The sequence below is a fragment of the Devosia sp. Z6_126 genome (genome assembly GCF_058133495.1).
On sequence record NZ_JBYUNO010000001.1, the window covers coordinates 256,514 to 271,126 of the forward strand.

19 protein-coding genes are annotated in these 14,613 nt (G+C 64.8%); 8 read left to right on the forward strand and 11 right to left on the reverse strand.

The window, feature by feature from the left end:
* Nucleotides 1–44: 44 nt before the first annotated feature.
* Nucleotides 45–647 (forward strand): recombination mediator RecR, encoded by a 603-nt coding sequence (recR, locus tag AC3YOG_RS01300; protein ID WP_489934536.1) that lies wholly within the window; start codon nt 45–47, stop codon nt 645–647.
* On the opposite strand, the gene AC3YOG_RS01305 is transcribed toward recR, so the two are convergent.
* Nucleotides 644–1,147, reverse strand: a complete 504-nt coding sequence (locus AC3YOG_RS01305; protein ID WP_489933777.1) for a hypothetical protein — start codon at nt 1,145–1,147, stop codon at nt 644–646. The genes recR and AC3YOG_RS01305 overlap by 4 nt on opposite strands.
* Before the next feature lie 139 nt (nt 1,148–1,286).
* On the opposite strand from AC3YOG_RS01305, the gene AC3YOG_RS01310 reads away from it, so the two are divergent.
* The gene (locus AC3YOG_RS01310) at nt 1,287–1,505 is read left to right on the forward strand and encodes a hypervirulence associated TUDOR domain-containing protein (RefSeq protein ID WP_489933778.1); all 219 of its coding nucleotides are present in this window, start codon (nt 1,287–1,289) and stop codon (nt 1,503–1,505) included.
* Between the two features lie 36 nt (nt 1,506–1,541).
* On the opposite strand, the gene AC3YOG_RS01315 is transcribed toward AC3YOG_RS01310, so the two are convergent.
* Nucleotides 1,542–2,687 (reverse strand): DNA recombination protein RmuC, encoded by a 1,146-nt coding sequence (locus tag AC3YOG_RS01315; protein WP_489933779.1) that lies wholly within the window; start codon nt 2,685–2,687, stop codon nt 1,542–1,544.
* A 172-nt stretch (nt 2,688–2,859) separates the two neighbouring features.
* Between AC3YOG_RS01315 and AC3YOG_RS01320 the strand changes: the two genes are divergently transcribed.
* Entirely contained in the window at nt 2,860–3,099 is a 240-nt protein-coding gene (locus AC3YOG_RS01320; protein ID WP_172122419.1) for a DUF6894 family protein, read from the forward strand.
* Between the two features lie 32 nt (nt 3,100–3,131).
* Here the strand turns inward: AC3YOG_RS01320 and AC3YOG_RS01325 are convergent, their stop codons facing one another.
* From AC3YOG_RS01325 to AC3YOG_RS01335, 3 genes are read right to left on the reverse strand one after another with little or no spacing between them, the layout of a single operon-like run.
* Nucleotides 3,132–3,602 (reverse strand): SRPBCC family protein, encoded by a 471-nt coding sequence (locus tag AC3YOG_RS01325; RefSeq protein WP_489933780.1) that lies wholly within the window; start codon nt 3,600–3,602, stop codon nt 3,132–3,134.
* Nucleotides 3,599–3,961: an ArsR/SmtB family transcription factor gene (locus tag AC3YOG_RS01330; protein ID WP_489933781.1), complete on the reverse strand. Its 363-nt coding sequence runs from the start codon at nt 3,959–3,961 to the stop codon at nt 3,599–3,601. Before AC3YOG_RS01330 ends, AC3YOG_RS01325 begins: the two co-directional genes overlap by 4 nt.
* 49 nt (nt 3,962–4,010) lie before the next feature.
* Nucleotides 4,011–4,397, reverse strand: a complete 387-nt coding sequence (locus AC3YOG_RS01335; RefSeq protein WP_489933782.1) for a GFA family protein — start codon at nt 4,395–4,397, stop codon at nt 4,011–4,013.
* A gap of 119 nt (nt 4,398–4,516) precedes the next feature.
* On the opposite strand from AC3YOG_RS01335, the gene def reads away from it, so the two are divergent.
* The 3 genes from def (at nt 4,517) to truA (ending at nt 6,823) form a co-directional block, all read left to right on the forward strand.
* The gene (gene def, locus AC3YOG_RS01340; protein WP_127751996.1) at nt 4,517–5,032 is read left to right on the forward strand and encodes a peptide deformylase; all 516 of its coding nucleotides are present in this window, start codon (nt 4,517–4,519) and stop codon (nt 5,030–5,032) included.
* A gap of 129 nt (nt 5,033–5,161) precedes the next feature.
* Nucleotides 5,162–6,082, forward strand: a complete 921-nt coding sequence (fmt, locus tag AC3YOG_RS01345) for a methionyl-tRNA formyltransferase (protein WP_489933783.1) — start codon at nt 5,162–5,164, stop codon at nt 6,080–6,082.
* Nucleotides 6,083–6,085: 3 nt separating this feature from the next.
* A complete protein-coding gene (gene truA / locus AC3YOG_RS01350) occupies nt 6,086–6,823 on the forward strand; it encodes a tRNA pseudouridine(38-40) synthase TruA (protein WP_489933784.1) in 738 nt (245 codons plus the stop codon).
* Here the strand turns inward: truA and AC3YOG_RS01355 are convergent.
* The 5 genes from AC3YOG_RS01355 to AC3YOG_RS01375 form a co-directional block, all read right to left on the reverse strand.
* The gene (locus AC3YOG_RS01355) at nt 6,820–7,392 is read right to left on the reverse strand and encodes a hypothetical protein (protein ID WP_489933785.1); all 573 of its coding nucleotides are present in this window, start codon (nt 7,390–7,392) and stop codon (nt 6,820–6,822) included. The two genes, truA and AC3YOG_RS01355, sit on opposite strands and share 4 nt — an antisense overlap.
* Before the next feature lie 14 nt (nt 7,393–7,406).
* The gene (locus AC3YOG_RS01360; RefSeq protein ID WP_127751992.1) at nt 7,407–7,949 is read right to left on the reverse strand and encodes a hypothetical protein; all 543 of its coding nucleotides are present in this window, start codon (nt 7,947–7,949) and stop codon (nt 7,407–7,409) included.
* A complete protein-coding gene (dapE, locus tag AC3YOG_RS01365) occupies nt 7,946–9,097 on the reverse strand; it encodes a succinyl-diaminopimelate desuccinylase (RefSeq protein WP_489933786.1) in 1,152 nt (383 codons plus the stop codon). The genes AC3YOG_RS01360 and dapE overlap by 4 nt, the downstream gene beginning before the upstream one ends.
* Before the next feature lie 85 nt (nt 9,098–9,182).
* Nucleotides 9,183–10,025: a 2,3,4,5-tetrahydropyridine-2,6-dicarboxylate N-succinyltransferase gene (gene dapD, locus AC3YOG_RS01370; protein WP_172122411.1), complete on the reverse strand. Its 843-nt coding sequence runs from the start codon at nt 10,023–10,025 to the stop codon at nt 9,183–9,185.
* A 46-nt stretch (nt 10,026–10,071) separates the two neighbouring features.
* Entirely contained in the window at nt 10,072–10,908 is an 837-nt protein-coding gene (locus AC3YOG_RS01375) for a prephenate dehydratase (protein WP_489933787.1), read from the reverse strand.
* Nucleotides 10,909–11,164: 256 nt separating this feature from the next.
* Here AC3YOG_RS01375 and AC3YOG_RS01380 point away from each other — a divergent pair, with 256 nt between their 5' ends.
* Together AC3YOG_RS01380 and AC3YOG_RS01385 are read left to right on the forward strand one after the other, a co-directional pair.
* Nucleotides 11,165–12,037, forward strand: coding sequence for a c-type cytochrome (locus AC3YOG_RS01380; protein WP_489933788.1), 873 nt, complete (start codon nt 11,165–11,167; stop codon nt 12,035–12,037).
* Between the two features lie 70 nt (nt 12,038–12,107).
* Complete coding sequence (locus AC3YOG_RS01385; protein WP_489933789.1) at nt 12,108–13,046, forward strand: 2-hydroxyacid dehydrogenase; 939 nt, start codon at nt 12,108–12,110, stop codon at nt 13,044–13,046.
* Nucleotides 13,047–13,206: 160 nt separating this feature from the next.
* Here AC3YOG_RS01385 and AC3YOG_RS01390 read toward each other — a convergent pair whose 3' ends face one another.
* A complete protein-coding gene (locus AC3YOG_RS01390) occupies nt 13,207–14,565 on the reverse strand; it encodes a leucyl aminopeptidase family protein (protein ID WP_489933790.1) in 1,359 nt (452 codons plus the stop codon).
* Nucleotides 14,566–14,613: the final 48 nt, after the last annotated feature.

The window sequence follows — 14,613 nt, forward strand, 5'->3', positions numbered from 1 at the left end:
GCGCGTGGCGCCACCTCCTCGCCATCGGCGTCGAGGCAGGAATGATGTTGATGGCGAGCGGCGGACCCGAGATTGAACAGCTGATCCAGCTGATGGCGCGCTTGCCGGGCCTGGGGCCGCGTTCGGCGCGACGGGCGGTGCTGCAGCTGATCAAGAAAAAGGATCAGCTGATGATCCCGCTATCGGCCGCGCTTGACCGGGCGGTCGTGGCGGTGCGCACCTGCGAAGTGTGCGGCAATGTCGATACGCAAAGCCCCTGCGCCATCTGCGCCGATCCGCGGCGGGGCGCAAGCGGCATGCTGCTGGTGGTGGAGGATGTGGCCGACCTTTGGGCGCTCGAGCGCGCCGGGGTCGGTGCGGTGAAGTACCATGTGCTCGGAGGCGTGTTGTCGCCGCTCGATGGCGTTGGACCCGATGATCTGTCGATCGACAAGCTGCTGGCGCGGGCGCCCGAGTTCAGCGAGATCGTGCTCGCGATCAATGCGACGGTCGAGGGGCAGACCACCGCCCATTACATCACCGACCGGCTGGGGCATGGCACCACCAAGGTGACGCGCCTCGCCCACGGGGTGCCCGTGGGCGGGGAGCTCGATTATCTCGATGAAGGCACGTTGAGCCAGGCGCTCAAGGCGCGCACGCTGGTTTAGCGGACGCCCTTGTCGGGATCAAAGCCGTCGCCTTCTTCCCATTCGGTTTCATCGAGCGGCTCGGGCTCGTCTTCGTCATCATCGAAGGGAGCGCTGTCGGCGGCTTCCCCGGTGATGGCGGCGCGGCCATCCACATCATCGGGCGAGAGGGCATCGAGGTGGTCCTCGGGGTCCTGCGCCAGAACGCCGGTGGCATTGCCATAATCGAACTCGTCGTCGGCGTCGGATAGCGAGCCCGAGAGCTCGGCAATGGCGCGGTCGATTTCATCGAGCAGCGGATCGGTATCGGGATTGGTGGCGAGATCGCCGGCCTGGCGGGCGCGGATCTGGTCGGCCAGTTCGCGCAGGCGATCAACGCGTTCGCCGGCCGGGCGGTCCTCGCCATAAAGCAGGTCGTCCACCTCATCCTGGCTGATCGGTTGGCCGACAATGACTTCGTCGACGGCATCGGCCGGTGCGGTGTCCTGCGGCAGGATAGAGCCGGGATGGTTTGTGGGCATGGCTTGCTTCCTTGAGCGAGAGTGTTCGAAGCACACAACGCGCCGGAGCGAGCGCGGGTTCACTGCACCGATCAACTGCTTGGGGGACTGCAACGGGGCGCCGGCCGGCTCGTTGCTGGATCAACGCAAGGAGCGATTGATGAGCAAGGCACTGCAGAAGGGAACGAAGGTGACGTGGAACTGGGCCGGCAGCACGGCCGAGGGCACGATCGTGGAGCGGTTCACCGACAAGGTCACCCGCACCATCAAGGGCGCCGAGGTAACGCGCAATGCCAGCCAGGAGGAACCGGCCTTTTTGATCCGGCAGGAGGATGGCGACGAGGTGCTCAAAAGCGCCAGCGAGCTTGAGGCGAAATAGGCAGGCCTATTCGCCGGGGCAAAGTAAGCTACGGGCTCACTCGCCGGCCAGACGCGGTTGTTCCTCGAAATCCATGGCGTCGATGCGCTCGCCGCGCTTGTTGATCTTGCCGGTGGAGGTGAGGATATCGCCGATATCGCGGCTGGCCTGGTTGAAATGGGTCTGCAGCTTGTTCACCCGCTCGTCGAGACGCCCCAGATCGGCCAGCAATTCGCGCACTTCCCCCTGGATCAGGTGGGCCTGTTCGCGCATGCGCACATCGCGCAACAGGGCCTGGATCACCTGCACCGAGAGCATCAGGAGGGCGGGCGAGACGATGACGACGCGGGCGCGGGCGGCCTTTTGCACCACATCGGGAAAATGCTCGTGAATATCGGCGAAGATGGATTCGGAGGGCACGAACATGAAGGCGGTGTCCTGGGTTTCCCCCGCGATGAGGTATTTTTCGGCAATTGCCTTCACATGCACGCCGATATCACCGCGAAACTGGGTTTGCGCGGCGCGCAAGGTTTCGGGTGAGTCAGCCATGCCCAGGCGCTGCCAGCTTTCAAGCGGAAACTTGGCATCGATGACGAGGCTTGGCGCGCCATTGGGCATGAGAACCAGGCAATCGGGGCGGCTGTTGTTGGACAGCGTTGACTGGAAGGAATAGCTGTTGGGCGCGAGCCCATCGGCAATGATCGCTTCCATGCGCCCCTGCCCGAAGGCGCCGCGCGTCTGCTTGTTGGCCAGGATGGATTGCAGCGAGACGATTTCGCTCGAGAGCGAGGTCATGGTGGATTGGGCGCGATCGATGACCGCGAGGCGCTCATGCAGCTTGCTCAGGCCTTCATCGGTCTTGGCGCGGGTTTCCTGCAGGGCCTGGCCGACGCGTTGAGAGGTGGAATCGAGCCGTTCATTGACCAGCCGGGCCAGATCGGAGGTGCGCGAGCCAAAGATCTCGGACATGGTTTGCATGCGGCCCGTCATCTCCGACTGCACCTGCATAAGCCCGGCGAGATGGCGCTCCATGGCTTCCGAGCGCGCCAGCACCGCCGCAGTTTCCGCCGCCCGCGCTTGCCCGGTGCGCAGCGCCGCCAGCACGAGCACCAGCAGCAGCAGGACGATGAGCCCGCCACCCGCCGCGAGCGCCTGGAGCGGAGTGACTGCGAATTGGCCGAAAACAAGAAGCGGGCTGTCCATGCTGCTGGTTTAGGACGATTCGGGCGTTCCTCCTATGTTCTTGTGCGGCGCGGCGCCAACTGGCGACCAGTTGCGGGGGGAGTGACCCGGATTTTATAGGGCAACAACACAGGTTTAGGGAATGCCTACTCCCACCCCCCCGGCGCGTTGCGGGTGGAGCCAGGAGAGAGCCATGCCACTATATTTCTTTGATACCGATGATGGTGACGTCTTGTTCAGGGACGAGATCGGCTCTGACCTGGCTAGTGACCACGCCGCGCGCGACGAAGCCTCAAGCGCCCTGGCGGAACTGGCCAAGGACCATATTCCCGGGGCCTACCCGCAAAAGAACATCACCATGTGGGTGCGCAATGAAGAGGGTGAGCCGATCCTGCAACTGGCGCTGAGCTTTGCCATCCGGCCCCTGAAATAGCGGCGTGGGCGCTGCCGACCAGTTCGCGCAATTCAGTCGAGCTCCCCGGCGTAAGCGGCCAACTGATCAATGGTGGTGCCCCAACCTTCATCAAAGCCCAGTTCGGCGTGCTTGTGGCTATCGGCGGCGTTTTTGTGGAGGACACGAGCGGAATAGCGAGTGCCCGGCCCTTCGGGCGTAAAGGTGATGATCGCCGTCAGCGCCAGCCATGGCTCGGTGGGACGCCAGCCTTCGGCCAGGGCCGTGGTCCAGACCAGGCGCTGCTCGGGCAAAACCTCGAGAAAGCAGGCTTCCACATGGGGTTGGAATGGCCCCTCCCCTTCGCGCATGCGGGTTTCAAAGCCGCCGCCGGGGCGCAGATCGAGCTTAACCACCTCGCACTCGATGGGCGCCGGGATCCACCAGCGCGCGAGATGCTCCGGCCGGCTCCAAGCGGTCCAGACCTTGGCGGGCGCTGCGTTGATGAAGCGAGTAATGGTGAGTTCGTGGTCGCAAACAGTCATGGATTTGGCTCCTCGGACAGATGGTTTTCGACATAAGCCGCGAGCCGATCCGCCCCGGCGCTCCAGAATGCGCGTTGCTCGGCCAGCCAGCTTTCGGCTTGCAGCAGCCGCTCAGGCTCGATGCGGCAGGTGCGAATACGGCCGGTTTTTTCCGTCGCTATCAAACCGGTCTCCTCAAGCACCCGCAAATGCTTGAGAAAGGCGGGCAGGCCCATGGCGAAGGGCTCGGCTAGTTGCTTGACCGGCTTGGGGCCAGCCAGCAGCTGGCGGAGCACCGCCCGCCGTGTCGGGTCGGCAAGGGCGTGAAAGGCTCCGTCGAGGGCTGGGTCATAGTTCTCCATGTGGTGAACTATAGACATCAGTTCACCACTTGGCAAACTAAACCTGTTGCGCGTTGGTAAGGGGCGCTCAGGCGGCGTGCGGTGGGTCCTGCTCGAACTGACCGGCGCCCTTCACCGGTGTGAGCCAGGGTTCGCGGCGCTTGATCCAGCCTTCGCGGGTGGGCACGAAGGCGGCCGGGACCTGATCGAGCGAACCCAGCACGATTTCAGCGCCGGTTTCGTCGAGGTGGAAGAGCGGCGCGCCGCATTGGGGGCAAAAGCTGCGCCCCTCAAAAGTGGCGTAAGTGCCGGTGATCGAGAAGCGGTCGACCGGCCAGTCGGCATAATACAAAAAGGTGCTGCCGGTTTCGCGCCGGCAGTCGGTGCAATGGCAAAGGCCCACTTTGAGCGGTTCGCCCGTCACTTGGTAGCGCACCGCGCCACAGCGGCAACCACCCTGATAGGTTGTTGGCATGGCGTTATTCCTCCCTGTTGCGGCAACGGAACGGCCTTGGCCGGGTTCCAGCGCAGTTGACCGGAAGCGCCGAAAATACCATATCGGGAACAATTCCCTTTTTGCCTGGACGAATTAACATGGCTATCCGCCCCATTCTTGTGTTGCCCGACCAGCGGCTGCGTGCCGTCGCCGATGCCATCCCCGAGGTGGACGAGGAGATCAAGACGCTGGCCAAGGACATGCTGGATACCATGTATGACGCGCCCGGCATTGGTCTTGCCGCCCCCCAGATCGGGGTGATGAAGCGCATCGTGGTCATGGACCTGGCGGGCGAAGGCGAAACGCCCGATCCGCTGGTGATGATCAATCCCGAGATTACCAAGGTTTCCGACCAGATCCAGGTGACTGAAGAAGGGTGCCTGTCGATCCCCGAGCTTTACTATGAAGTGGAGCGGCCTGACGCGGTGACGGTGAAGTACACCGATCTGGATGGCAATGAAGTGGTTCGCGATGCCGATGGCAAGTTGGCCGTTTGCATCCAGCACGAGATCGATCATCTCGATGGCGTGCTTTACATCGACTATCTCAGCCGCCTCAAGCGCGACCGGGTGATCAAGAAGTTCGACAAGGCCGCCAAGCGCGCTGCGGGGTAGCCGCGCCACGACCACGTGGTTCGAGGCTGCGCTGCGCTGCGCACCTCACCATGAGGTCTACTGCAGGAGCGCAGTAGACCGATGATCTAAAAGTCTACCGAACTGTAGGCGTGCCCCAGGAGTTTGCCGATGCGCGTTGTTTTCATGGGCACGCCCGAATTTGCCGTGCCGACCCTGTCCGAGATCGTTTCGAGCGGGCATGAGGTGGTGGCAGTTTATACGCGCGCCCCAAAGCCAGCCGGGCGCGGGCAGGCGGAACGCAAGTCGCCGGTGCATCTGGCGGCTGAAGCGATGGGCATTCCCGTGTTGACGCCGCGCTCACTCAAGGGCCCTGACGAGCAGGGCGTATTTGCGCTCCATGATGCCGATCTCGCGGTGGTGGTGGCCTATGGGCTCATTCTGCCCAAGCCCATTCTGGAAGCGCCGCGTGAGGGGTGCCTTAACCTCCATGGCTCCTTGCTGCCGCGCTGGCGGGGCGCCGCGCCGATGCAGCGCGCGATCATGGCCGGGGACACGCAAACCGGCGTCATGGTGATGCGCATGGAAGAAGGGCTCGACACCGGCCCGGTAGCGCTGGGCGAAGTGATCCCGATCGGCCCCGATACCACGGCGGGCGAATTGCACGACACGATGATGCGCGTGGGGGCCGATTTGATGGGCCGGGCGCTGGCGGCACTCGAGCGCGGGAGCCTCGACTTCACCCCGCAGCCCGAAGCTGGCGTGACCTATGCCAAAAAAATCGAAAAAGGCGAAACCCGGATCGACTGGTCGCGGCCGGCGGCTGAGGTGCACAACCATATTCGTGGGCTGTCGCCCTTTCCGGGCGCGTGGTTCGAGATCGAGCTCGGGGGCAAGCCGGTGCGCGTCAAGGCTTTGCGCTCGAGCCTTGCTGAGGGCTCAGGGGCGCCCGGCACGGTATTGCCGGAATTGACCATTGCCTGCGGAACGGGCGCCGTGCGGCTCGTGCAGGTGCAGCGCGAAGGCAAGACCGCGATGGATGCCGCGACGTTTCTGCGCGGGGCTGGGGCCCTGCCAGCCGCCGTTGCCTGAGCCATGGCGCGGTTCAAGCTCGTTCTTGAATATGACGGAACCCCGTTTTCGGGCTGGCAGGTGCAGCCCACGCGGCTGAGCGTGCAGGGCGTGCTCGAAGACGCCATCGAGCGGTTTTCGGGCGAGCGGGTGGTGACGCAAGCGGCCGGGCGCACCGATGCGGGGGTGCATGCGTTGGGCCAGGTGGCGCATTTCGACCTTTCCCGCGCATGGGACCCGTTCCGGGTGCGCGAGGCGCTCAACTATCATTTGCGGCCCCATCCGGTGGCGGTGATATCGGCCGAAGCGGTGGACGAGAGCTTTGAAGCGCGGTTTTCCGCCACCGCGCGCCACTATGAGTACCGCATCCTCAATCGACGGGCGCCCGCGGTGATCCAGCGCAACCATGTGTGGCACCTGCCCCTGCCGCTCGCGGCCGAACCGATGCACGAAGCGGCGCAGGGCATTTTGGGGCTGCATGATTTCACCACTTTCCGGGCGGCGGAGTGCCAGGCCAAGTCGCCGCTGCGCACGCTCGACCGGCTCGATGTGCGGCGCGAGGGCGAACATATCGTCGTGGTGGCGAGCGCGAGGAGCTTCTTGCATCACCAGGTGCGCTCGCTGGTGGGCTCACTCAAGCTCGTGGGTGAGGGCAAATGGGCGCCGGAACGCTTGCGCCAGGTGCTCGATGCGCGCGACCGGCGGCAATGCGGGGCGATGGCGCCGTCAGCCGGGCTGTATCTGACCGGCGTCGACTACTAGACGGGCGGCGGCGGCACTGTCGGCATCAGCATGCCGTAGAACAGCAGCAGCCCGATGCTGGCGCCCACCAGCTGGGCGACAATGAACATCGCCACCTGCATGGGCGAGAGCGTCACGATCAGGCGGGCAATGTTGATGTCGATGATGATCACGACGATGATCACGCCGAAAAAGGCAATGCCGCCGCCATCGCCCACCAGCAGCAGGAGCAGCGACAGGAAGGCGGTGAAGAACGTGGTCCAGTTATCGGCGACCAGGAAGGGCACGAAGCCATCGGTGCGCCCGAGCTGGCGCAGCACCACATAGGCGAGAGCCGCCTGAAGCAGGAACAACACGCCATTCATCAGCAGGCCACGGGTGGCCAGGCCCGGCTCAAGCCCCAGGCCGAACAATTGCGGCACAAAGGCCGAGATCGCGTTGGCCAGGAGGAAGGCGATAAAGGAGCCGATCAGCCCGCGCTGGCTGAAATCGAAAAAGCTTGCTGCCTGCCGGTTGCCGGTCAGGAGCGCAAAGCAGCCGCGTGCCGCACTGGCCAGTTCATCGCGAAAACTCGTGGTCGGCTGGGCCAATGGTTACTCGGCAATCATAGGGGGGACGCGGCGGGGTTCAGGAGCATGTAAAGGCTCACCGGCATGCCGACAAGCAGCGCGATCGTTAAAACTGCAAATGCGACCGAAACGCCTCGGCTCCAGCCGGCCGCAACACGGCCGAGGCGATAAAGCAAATAGCCCAGCGCGAGCCAGACCAGCAGCAGCGCGGGGCCGCCGATGAGGGAAACCACCGTCCCGGCAACGAGATAGGCCACCAGCGCATAAATGCCGGGGACCAGCAAAGTGCGCAGCGGGGCCGGGCTGGCCAGAACGCGCTTGGTGATCTGGATGGCCAGCAGCAGCGCCAGGATGGACAGCGCCTGCACCACCAGCGCCGAAGCGATGCCCATCATGCTGGGCATGCCAACGCCCATGGAGGCGAAGGCGACGGACAGAAAGGCGAAAAACAGGAAGATGGACAGCGCGGCCGCGAGGCCTGGATTGGTCAGCGTGAAGTGCTGCGACCAGGCGGGGTCACCGCGCAGCAGCAGCATCCAGCCGCGCCAGGCCCGGGTGAGCGCCGCCCAAAGCTTCACGTAACCGCACCGGCAAAAAAGCGGCGCATGAATTGCGTGTAGATCTCGGTCAGCCCAGTGAGATCGGAGATGGCGATGTGCTCGTCGATCTTGTGCATACTGGGGCCCACAAGACCACATTCCACCACCGGACCATAGGGGGCAATGAAGCGGGCGTCCGAAGTGCCGCCGCCGGTGGAATATTGCGGGCGCTGCCCGGTGCAGTCCGCGATGGTGTCCGACAGCAATGCAACATGCTCGCCGAGGGAGGACAGGAAGGACAGCGAGGGGCGGCCGGTGATCTCGAACCGCACGGTGGTGCCGGCGGGATCCACCTCGGCGATGCGCTCGCGCACCCATCGTGCAAGGGTGTCGGGGGTCCAGCCATCGTTGAAGCGGATATTGAAGCGCAGCGTCCCGGCGGCGGGGATCAGATTGGCAGTGGGATTGCCCACATCGATCGAGGTGAGCTCGAGATTGCTGGCGGGGAAATGCTCGGTCGGGGTGTCGAGACGCGTTTCGCTTAAGGCGAGAGCAATGCGGGACAGTACGGGGAGCGGGTTGTTGGCTTTTTCCGGATAGGCGACATGGCCCTGGGTGCCCTCGACGGTGACGAGGCCGGAGAACGAGCCGCGCCGGCCGATCTTGATGCTATCGCCCAGGGTGGCGGCGGAACTCGGCTCGCCCACCAGGGCGAAGTCGAAACGGTGGCCTTGCGCGTCGGCCCAGGCCATGAGCTTGCCGGTGCCGTTGACCGCGTCGGCCTCCTCGTCATTGGTGATGGCGAGCATGATCGTGCCGGCGTCAGCGGGAATGGCGGCGGCAGCGGCGACAAAGGCTGCAATGCCCGACTTCATGTCGGCGGCGCCACGGCCATAAAGCTTGTCCTCGCTGGGGCGGGCGGTGAAGGGGTCACTGGTCCAGAGGGCTGGATCGCCAGGGGGCACCACATCGGTGTGGCCGGCGAACAGGAGCCGCCGACCGCCCTGCCCCCGGATCGCGAAGAGATTGTCCACCGGGTAGGAGCCGTCGCCCTCAAAGCGCAGGCGGTGGATTGCGAAGCCCAGCTTTTGCAGTTCGGTTTCGAGCAGGTCGAGCGCGCCGGCCTCATCGGGGGTCACCGAGGGGCAGGCGATCAGGCGGGTGAGGAGGTCAACGGGGTCGGTCATATCGGGATGGTTCCGGGAGCGTGGCCCCACCCCACCCTGCCTCCCCCATCGAGGGGGAGGGTAAGGAGGAGCCTGCGCTGGCGTTTTAATCGCGGAGGAGTTCGTTGATGCCGGTCTTGGAGCGGGTTTGGGCGTCCACGGTCTTGACGATCACGGCGCAGTAAAGGTTGGGGCCGGGCTGGCCATTGGGAAGGGGCTTGCCGGGGAGCGAGCCCGAAACCACTACGGAATAAGGTGGCACCTTGCCGATATGGATTTCGCCGGTGGCGCGATCGACGATCTTGGTGGAAGCGCCGATGAAGACGCCCATGGAGATCACCGAGCCTTCGCCCACGACAACGCCTTCAACGATTTCCGAACGGGCGCCAATGAAGCAATTGTCCTCGATGATGGTAGGAGCCGCCTGCAGGGGCTCGAGCACGCCGCCAATGCCGACGCCGCCGGAGAGGTGGACGTTCTTGCCGATCTGCGCGCAGGAGCCGACCGTGACCCAGGTGTCCACCATGGTGCCTTCATCGACATAGGCACCTAAATTGACGAAGCTCGGCATCAAGATGACGTTCTTGGCGATGAAGGCCGACTTGCGGGCAATGGCGCCGGGCACGGCGCGGAAGCCGGCATCGCGCCACTGATTGTCGCCCCAGCCTTCGAACTTGGTCGGCACCTTATCCCACCAGGTCGAACCTTCAGCGCCACCGGTCATGGCCTTGTTGTCATTGAGACGGAAGGACAGGAGCACGGCGCGCTTGAGCCACTGATTGACCTGCCACTCACCATCGATCTTTTCGGCAACGCGGGCCTGGCCGCTATCGAGCAGGTTCAGGGCCGTTTCAACGGCGTCACGCACTTCGCCCGTGGTTCCGGGATTGATCTCGGCGCGGTTGTCAAAGGCGGTGTCGATGATGCGGGCAAGATCGGCATGGGACATGGGGGAACTCTCGAAAGATAGGGGGTGTGAAGGGAAGGCGGGGCTCTCAGGCCGGGGCGCTCTCATGATTGCTGGCGGGATAAACGCCCAGAATGCGGAACTGGTCAGTGAAAAAGCCGAGCTCCTCAAAGGCCAGCTGCACCGACCGGTCGGTGGGATGGCCCTCGATATCGGCATAGAACTGGGTGGCGGTGAAGGCGCCGCCGACCATGTAGCTTTCGAGCTTGGTCATGTTGACGCCATTGGTGGCAAAGCCGCCAAGCGCCTTGTAAAGCGCCGCGGGGACGTTGCGCACGCGGAACACGAAAGCGGTCTTGGTGTTGCCCGGAGCGGCGCGGCGTTCCTCACGCGACAGCACCAGGAACCGCGTCGTGTTGTGGTCGGCGTCCTCGATATTGGAGGCCAGAACGTCGAGGCCGTAGATCTCGCCGGCAAAACGCGATGCGATCGCGGCAAGCGTCGGGTCGCCTTTTTGCGCCACTTCGCGGGCCGAGCCCGCGGTGTCGACCGCATTGATGGTGCGAAAGCCGTTATCGGCGATGAATTTGCGGCACTGTCCAAGCGCCACCGACAGGGACTGGACGGCGCGAATATCGGACAGTTGCGTGCCAGGAAGGCCTAGCAGGTTCATTTCCACCCGGAGATAGGTTTCCCCGATGATGAAGAGCCCGCTCTGGGGCAGCAGATGGTGGATATCGGTGATGCGGCCATACAGGGAGTTTTCCACCGGCACGACGGCGAAATCGGCGCGCCCGCTTTGCACCGCGGCCAGGGTTTCCTCGAAGGTCACGCAACCCATGACCTCGTCGAGAGGAAACACATTGCGTGCCGCCGCATGGCTGAAGGCGCCATTTTCGCCCTGAAACGCAATCTTCCTGCTCATCGATACACTCCGCTCGGCTGTGGGTGCAGCTTTTGAACCCGAGCCCGGCGGGTGTCAATTCGGCCAAGGCCCCGGCAATGAGCCGGGGCGGGGGAAATGTCGCACCACCGGATTGGGCAGTTGCGCCTTGATGGGCTTTGCGACTATCTTCCGCGCGCGGCGAACCGGGTGGTTGAGGGCAGCTTCTTTAGGCAGTCGCAAGTTGAACCCGCTTGGACTATCGTTCGTTCGGGGATGGACTGGTAGAGAGTTTCACATGGATTCGTTTGAGATTAACAAGATCATGGGCGCCGTACTCGGCACCCTGGTGTTTGTCATGGGTGCCAGCTTTGTGGCTGAAGCCATCTACCACCCCATTGAAGGGCGTGGCCCCGGCTATGCGCTTCCCGAACCCGAAGCGACCGAACTGGTGGCCGATGCAGGGCCGGCCGAAGCCGCAGCGCCCCTGGGCGTGCTGCTGGCGAGCGCCGATCCCGCGCGTGGCGCAACGGCCGTCCGCAAGTGCCAGTCCTGCCACAATTTCGGCGAGGGCGAAGGCAACAAGCAGGGCCCCCATCTTTATGCCGTTGTCGGCCGCCCCGAAGGCGCGGTGGAAGACTTTGCTTATTCCGACGCCCTGATCGCCCACAACGCCGCGGGCGATGTGTGGAGCTACGAGAATCTCGACGCCTTCCTGACCAGCCCGCGCGATTATGCGCCGGGCACCAAGATGGCGTTTGCCGGCGTGCGCAGCCCCGAAGAGCGTGCCGATATCCTGGCTTACCTGCAGACCCTGTCGCCCGATCCGGTGCCGTTCCCGGCAGCGGATGTGCCCGCGACCGAAACCGAGGCAGGCGCCGAGCCCCAGGCTGAAGAGCCGGCCGGCGAAGAAGCCGATGTTGCGCCGGCAGATCCGGTTGCGCCCAGCAATCCGGCCAGCACCGCGCCCGAAAACATCACCGTGCCAGTGGCGCCCGATGCGGCGGTGGAAACACCCGAGGAAACCATGACCGAATCACCGGTGGTGGGCACCCCGACGGGCAGCGGCACCCCCGCAGCGAACCAGGCCCCGGCCAATCCGATGGCGCCGACCCAGGCCCCTTCGCCAGCGCTGCCGAACGATCCGGGCACGCCCCCAGCCGCACAGTAAGCGGTTCAAGCCTTCATCAAGCCGCGCCCTAAAGCGCGGCTTTCTTTTTGTCTAAACCCAGGACCTTCTCATGCTGCTGCTGCACCTTTCCGATCTGGACGAGGCCGGCTGGGCCGAGCGCCTGCGGGCAGCGCTGGGCGATTACCCGGTGGTGCGGCGCGGCGACCGGTTCGATCCGGCCGCCATACGCTACCTGCTGGTGTGGAAGCCCAAGCCCGATGCATTCGAGGGGCTCGACAATTTGGAACTGGTGCTTTCCATCGGGGCGGGCGTTGATGCGCTGCTCAAGCATCCCGGCCTGCCCGATGTGCCATTGATCCGGTTCGTGGACGAGGATCTGACGCAGCGCATGACCGATTATGTGGTGGCGCAGGTGACCATGCATCACCGGCTCCATAGCCGCTTCCAGGCCGACCAGAAGGCGCGGCGCTGGAGCCAGCTTTACCCGCCCGCCGCCAGCGAAACCTGCGTCGGCATTATGGGGCTGGGCGTGCTCGGGCAGGATGCGGCGCGGCGCCTGGTGCCGCTGGGCTTTGCGGTGCGCGCCTGGAGCCGCACGCCCAAAACGGTGGACGGGGTTGAGGCATTCGTGGGCGCCGAGCAGTTCGACGATTTTCTTGCCGGCACCGATATCCTGGTGAACCTCTTGCCGCTGACGCCTGAAACTGCGGGCATCCTCAATATGGCAACCTTCCGCAAGCTGCGGCGCGGCAAGCTCGATGGTGGGCCGGCGATTGTCAATGCAGCGCGAGGCGGGCACCAGCGCGAGGCCGACATCGTCACTGCACTAGGCGACGGTACGCTGGGCGCCGCGAGCCTGGATGTGTTCGAGACCGAGCCGCTTCCGGTTGACAGTCCGCTCTGGGACATAGCCAACTGCTACCTTACGCCCCATATCGCAGCGATTTCCAACCCACAGACCGGCGCCATCTATTTTGCGCAGGTGATTGCCGATCACGAGGCCGGCAAGCCGCTGCGCAATGTGGTGGACCGCGGGCGAGGGTATTAGGAGCGGGCTTAACGGGACGCGACAGCCTCTACGAGGCTGCGCGGGGGACCGCGAGGGCGCGACAGCCTCTACGAGGCTGCGCAGGGGACCGCGAGGGCGCGACAGCCTCTACGAGGCTGCGCAGGGCTGAACGCGACAACCCTGCGGGTTGCGGCGGCCTCTACGAGGCTGCGCGGGGGTACCGCGCCTTGAGCACACCGTAGACCGCGCGGATGCCGTGGTCGGTGGCGCCGAAGGGGCGGCCGGCGCGCGCTTCAGGGGCCCAGGCCATGATGTCGAGATGCACCCAGGCGCCGGCATTGGCGACAAAGCGGCGCATGAACAAGGCGGCGGTGATGGAGCCGGCAAAGCCCCCTTGCCCGGCATTGTTCACATCGGCGATCTTGCTGTTCATCATGGCATCGTAGGGCGACCACAGCGGCATTTGCCAGAGCGGATCGTCCAGGGCGAGGCCGGCGGTCATAAGCTCGCGCGCCAGCGCATCATCGGTGGAAAACAGCGCGGGCAGTTCGGGGCCGAGCGCAACGCGGGCAGCACCAGTGAGCGTTGCCATGTCGAGCAGCAGTTCGGGGCTTTCCTCATCGGCCAGCGCCAGCGCATCGGCCAGGATCAGCCGGCCCTCGGCATCGGTGTTGCCGATCTCGACCGTCAGGCCCTTGCGCGATGGGAGCACGTCGCCCGGCCGGAAGGCGGCGCTGGCGATGGCGTTTTCCACAATGGGGATGAGGACGCGCAGGCGCAGGCCGAGCTTGGCCGACACGATGGCATGGGTGAGGCCCAAAATATTGGCGGCGCCGCCCATGTCCTTTTTCATCAACAGCATGCCGGCCGCGTTCTTGATGTCGAGCCCGCCAGTATCAAAGGTCACGCCTTTGCCCACCAGCGTCACCTTGGGATGGCTGGGATCGCCCCAGGAAAGGTCGAGCAGCCGCGGCGGCTGGTGCCCGGCCCGCCCCACGGCATGGATCAGGGGAAAGCCGGCGGCGAGCAGATCCTCGCCGACAGTGGCGGCAACACTCATGCCCCGCTCCTGGGCAAAGGCGCGGATCTGGCGCTCGAATTCTTCGGGGCCGAAATCATTGGCCGGGGTGTTGATCCAGTCACGCGCCAGGGTCGCCGCTTCCACGAGGCGCTCGACTTCGGCGGGATCGGCGCCTTCGGGCAGCGCGAGCTGCGGGGCGGGCTTGCCTTTTTTGTAGCGGGTGAAGCGATAGGCGCCGAGGCGGAACGCCACTGCCGCGAGCGTCGGATCGCCGAAGGCTCCGGCCAGGCGGTAATCGCCGGGCGCAAGCTTGGCGCCCGCCAGGCCCAGCACCATGGGGGAACGATCGCCCGCCTCGCCAAGCCCGAACAGATAAGCGCCAAGCGCCCCGTTTTCGCCTGGGACCGGCAGCAAGCGGCCGCGCTCGCCATCAAACGCATTGGCCTGCGCCCAGGCCAGCATGGTGGGGTCGAGGCCGGCCCCATCGAGCCCGCCGGGTGCAAGGCAGATGATGGCAATGGGCTGGGTCGTGGTCATGGCTTGGTCCCTGAGATCGTGCACTTTCTTAGCGCGCGTCGCGGTCCA

Excerpts from the sequence above, each read along its gene's own strand:
- recR (WP_489934536.1), top strand. The coding sequence starts at position 45 with ATGTTGATGGCGAGCGGCGGACCCGAGATTGAACAGCTGATCCAGCTG.
- AC3YOG_RS01305 (WP_489933777.1), bottom strand. The coding sequence starts at position 1,147 with ATGCCCACAAACCATCCCGGCTCTATCCTGCCGCAGGACACCGCACCG.
- AC3YOG_RS01310 (WP_489933778.1), top strand. The coding sequence starts at position 1,287 with ATGAGCAAGGCACTGCAGAAGGGAACGAAGGTGACGTGGAACTGGGCC.
- AC3YOG_RS01315 (WP_489933779.1), bottom strand. The coding sequence starts at position 2,687 with ATGGACAGCCCGCTTCTTGTTTTCGGCCAATTCGCAGTCACTCCGCTC.
- AC3YOG_RS01320 (WP_172122419.1), top strand. The coding sequence starts at position 2,860 with ATGCCACTATATTTCTTTGATACCGATGATGGTGACGTCTTGTTCAGG.
- AC3YOG_RS01325 (WP_489933780.1), bottom strand. The coding sequence starts at position 3,602 with ATGACTGTTTGCGACCACGAACTCACCATTACTCGCTTCATCAACGCA.
- AC3YOG_RS01330 (WP_489933781.1), bottom strand. The coding sequence starts at position 3,961 with ATGTCTATAGTTCACCACATGGAGAACTATGACCCAGCCCTCGACGGA.
- AC3YOG_RS01335 (WP_489933782.1), bottom strand. The coding sequence starts at position 4,397 with ATGCCAACAACCTATCAGGGTGGTTGCCGCTGTGGCGCGGTGCGCTAC.
- def (WP_127751996.1), top strand. The coding sequence starts at position 4,517 with ATGGCTATCCGCCCCATTCTTGTGTTGCCCGACCAGCGGCTGCGTGCC.
- fmt (WP_489933783.1), top strand. The coding sequence starts at position 5,162 with ATGCGCGTTGTTTTCATGGGCACGCCCGAATTTGCCGTGCCGACCCTG.
- truA (WP_489933784.1), top strand. The coding sequence starts at position 6,086 with ATGGCGCGGTTCAAGCTCGTTCTTGAATATGACGGAACCCCGTTTTCG.
- dapE (WP_489933786.1), bottom strand. The coding sequence starts at position 9,097 with ATGACCGACCCCGTTGACCTCCTCACCCGCCTGATCGCCTGCCCCTCG.
- dapD (WP_172122411.1), bottom strand. The coding sequence starts at position 10,025 with ATGTCCCATGCCGATCTTGCCCGCATCATCGACACCGCCTTTGACAAC.
- AC3YOG_RS01375 (WP_489933787.1), bottom strand. The coding sequence starts at position 10,908 with ATGAGCAGGAAGATTGCGTTTCAGGGCGAAAATGGCGCCTTCAGCCAT.
- AC3YOG_RS01380 (WP_489933788.1), top strand. The coding sequence starts at position 11,165 with ATGGATTCGTTTGAGATTAACAAGATCATGGGCGCCGTACTCGGCACC.
- AC3YOG_RS01385 (WP_489933789.1), top strand. The coding sequence starts at position 12,108 with ATGCTGCTGCTGCACCTTTCCGATCTGGACGAGGCCGGCTGGGCCGAG.
- AC3YOG_RS01390 (WP_489933790.1), bottom strand. The coding sequence starts at position 14,565 with ATGACCACGACCCAGCCCATTGCCATCATCTGCCTTGCACCCGGCGGG.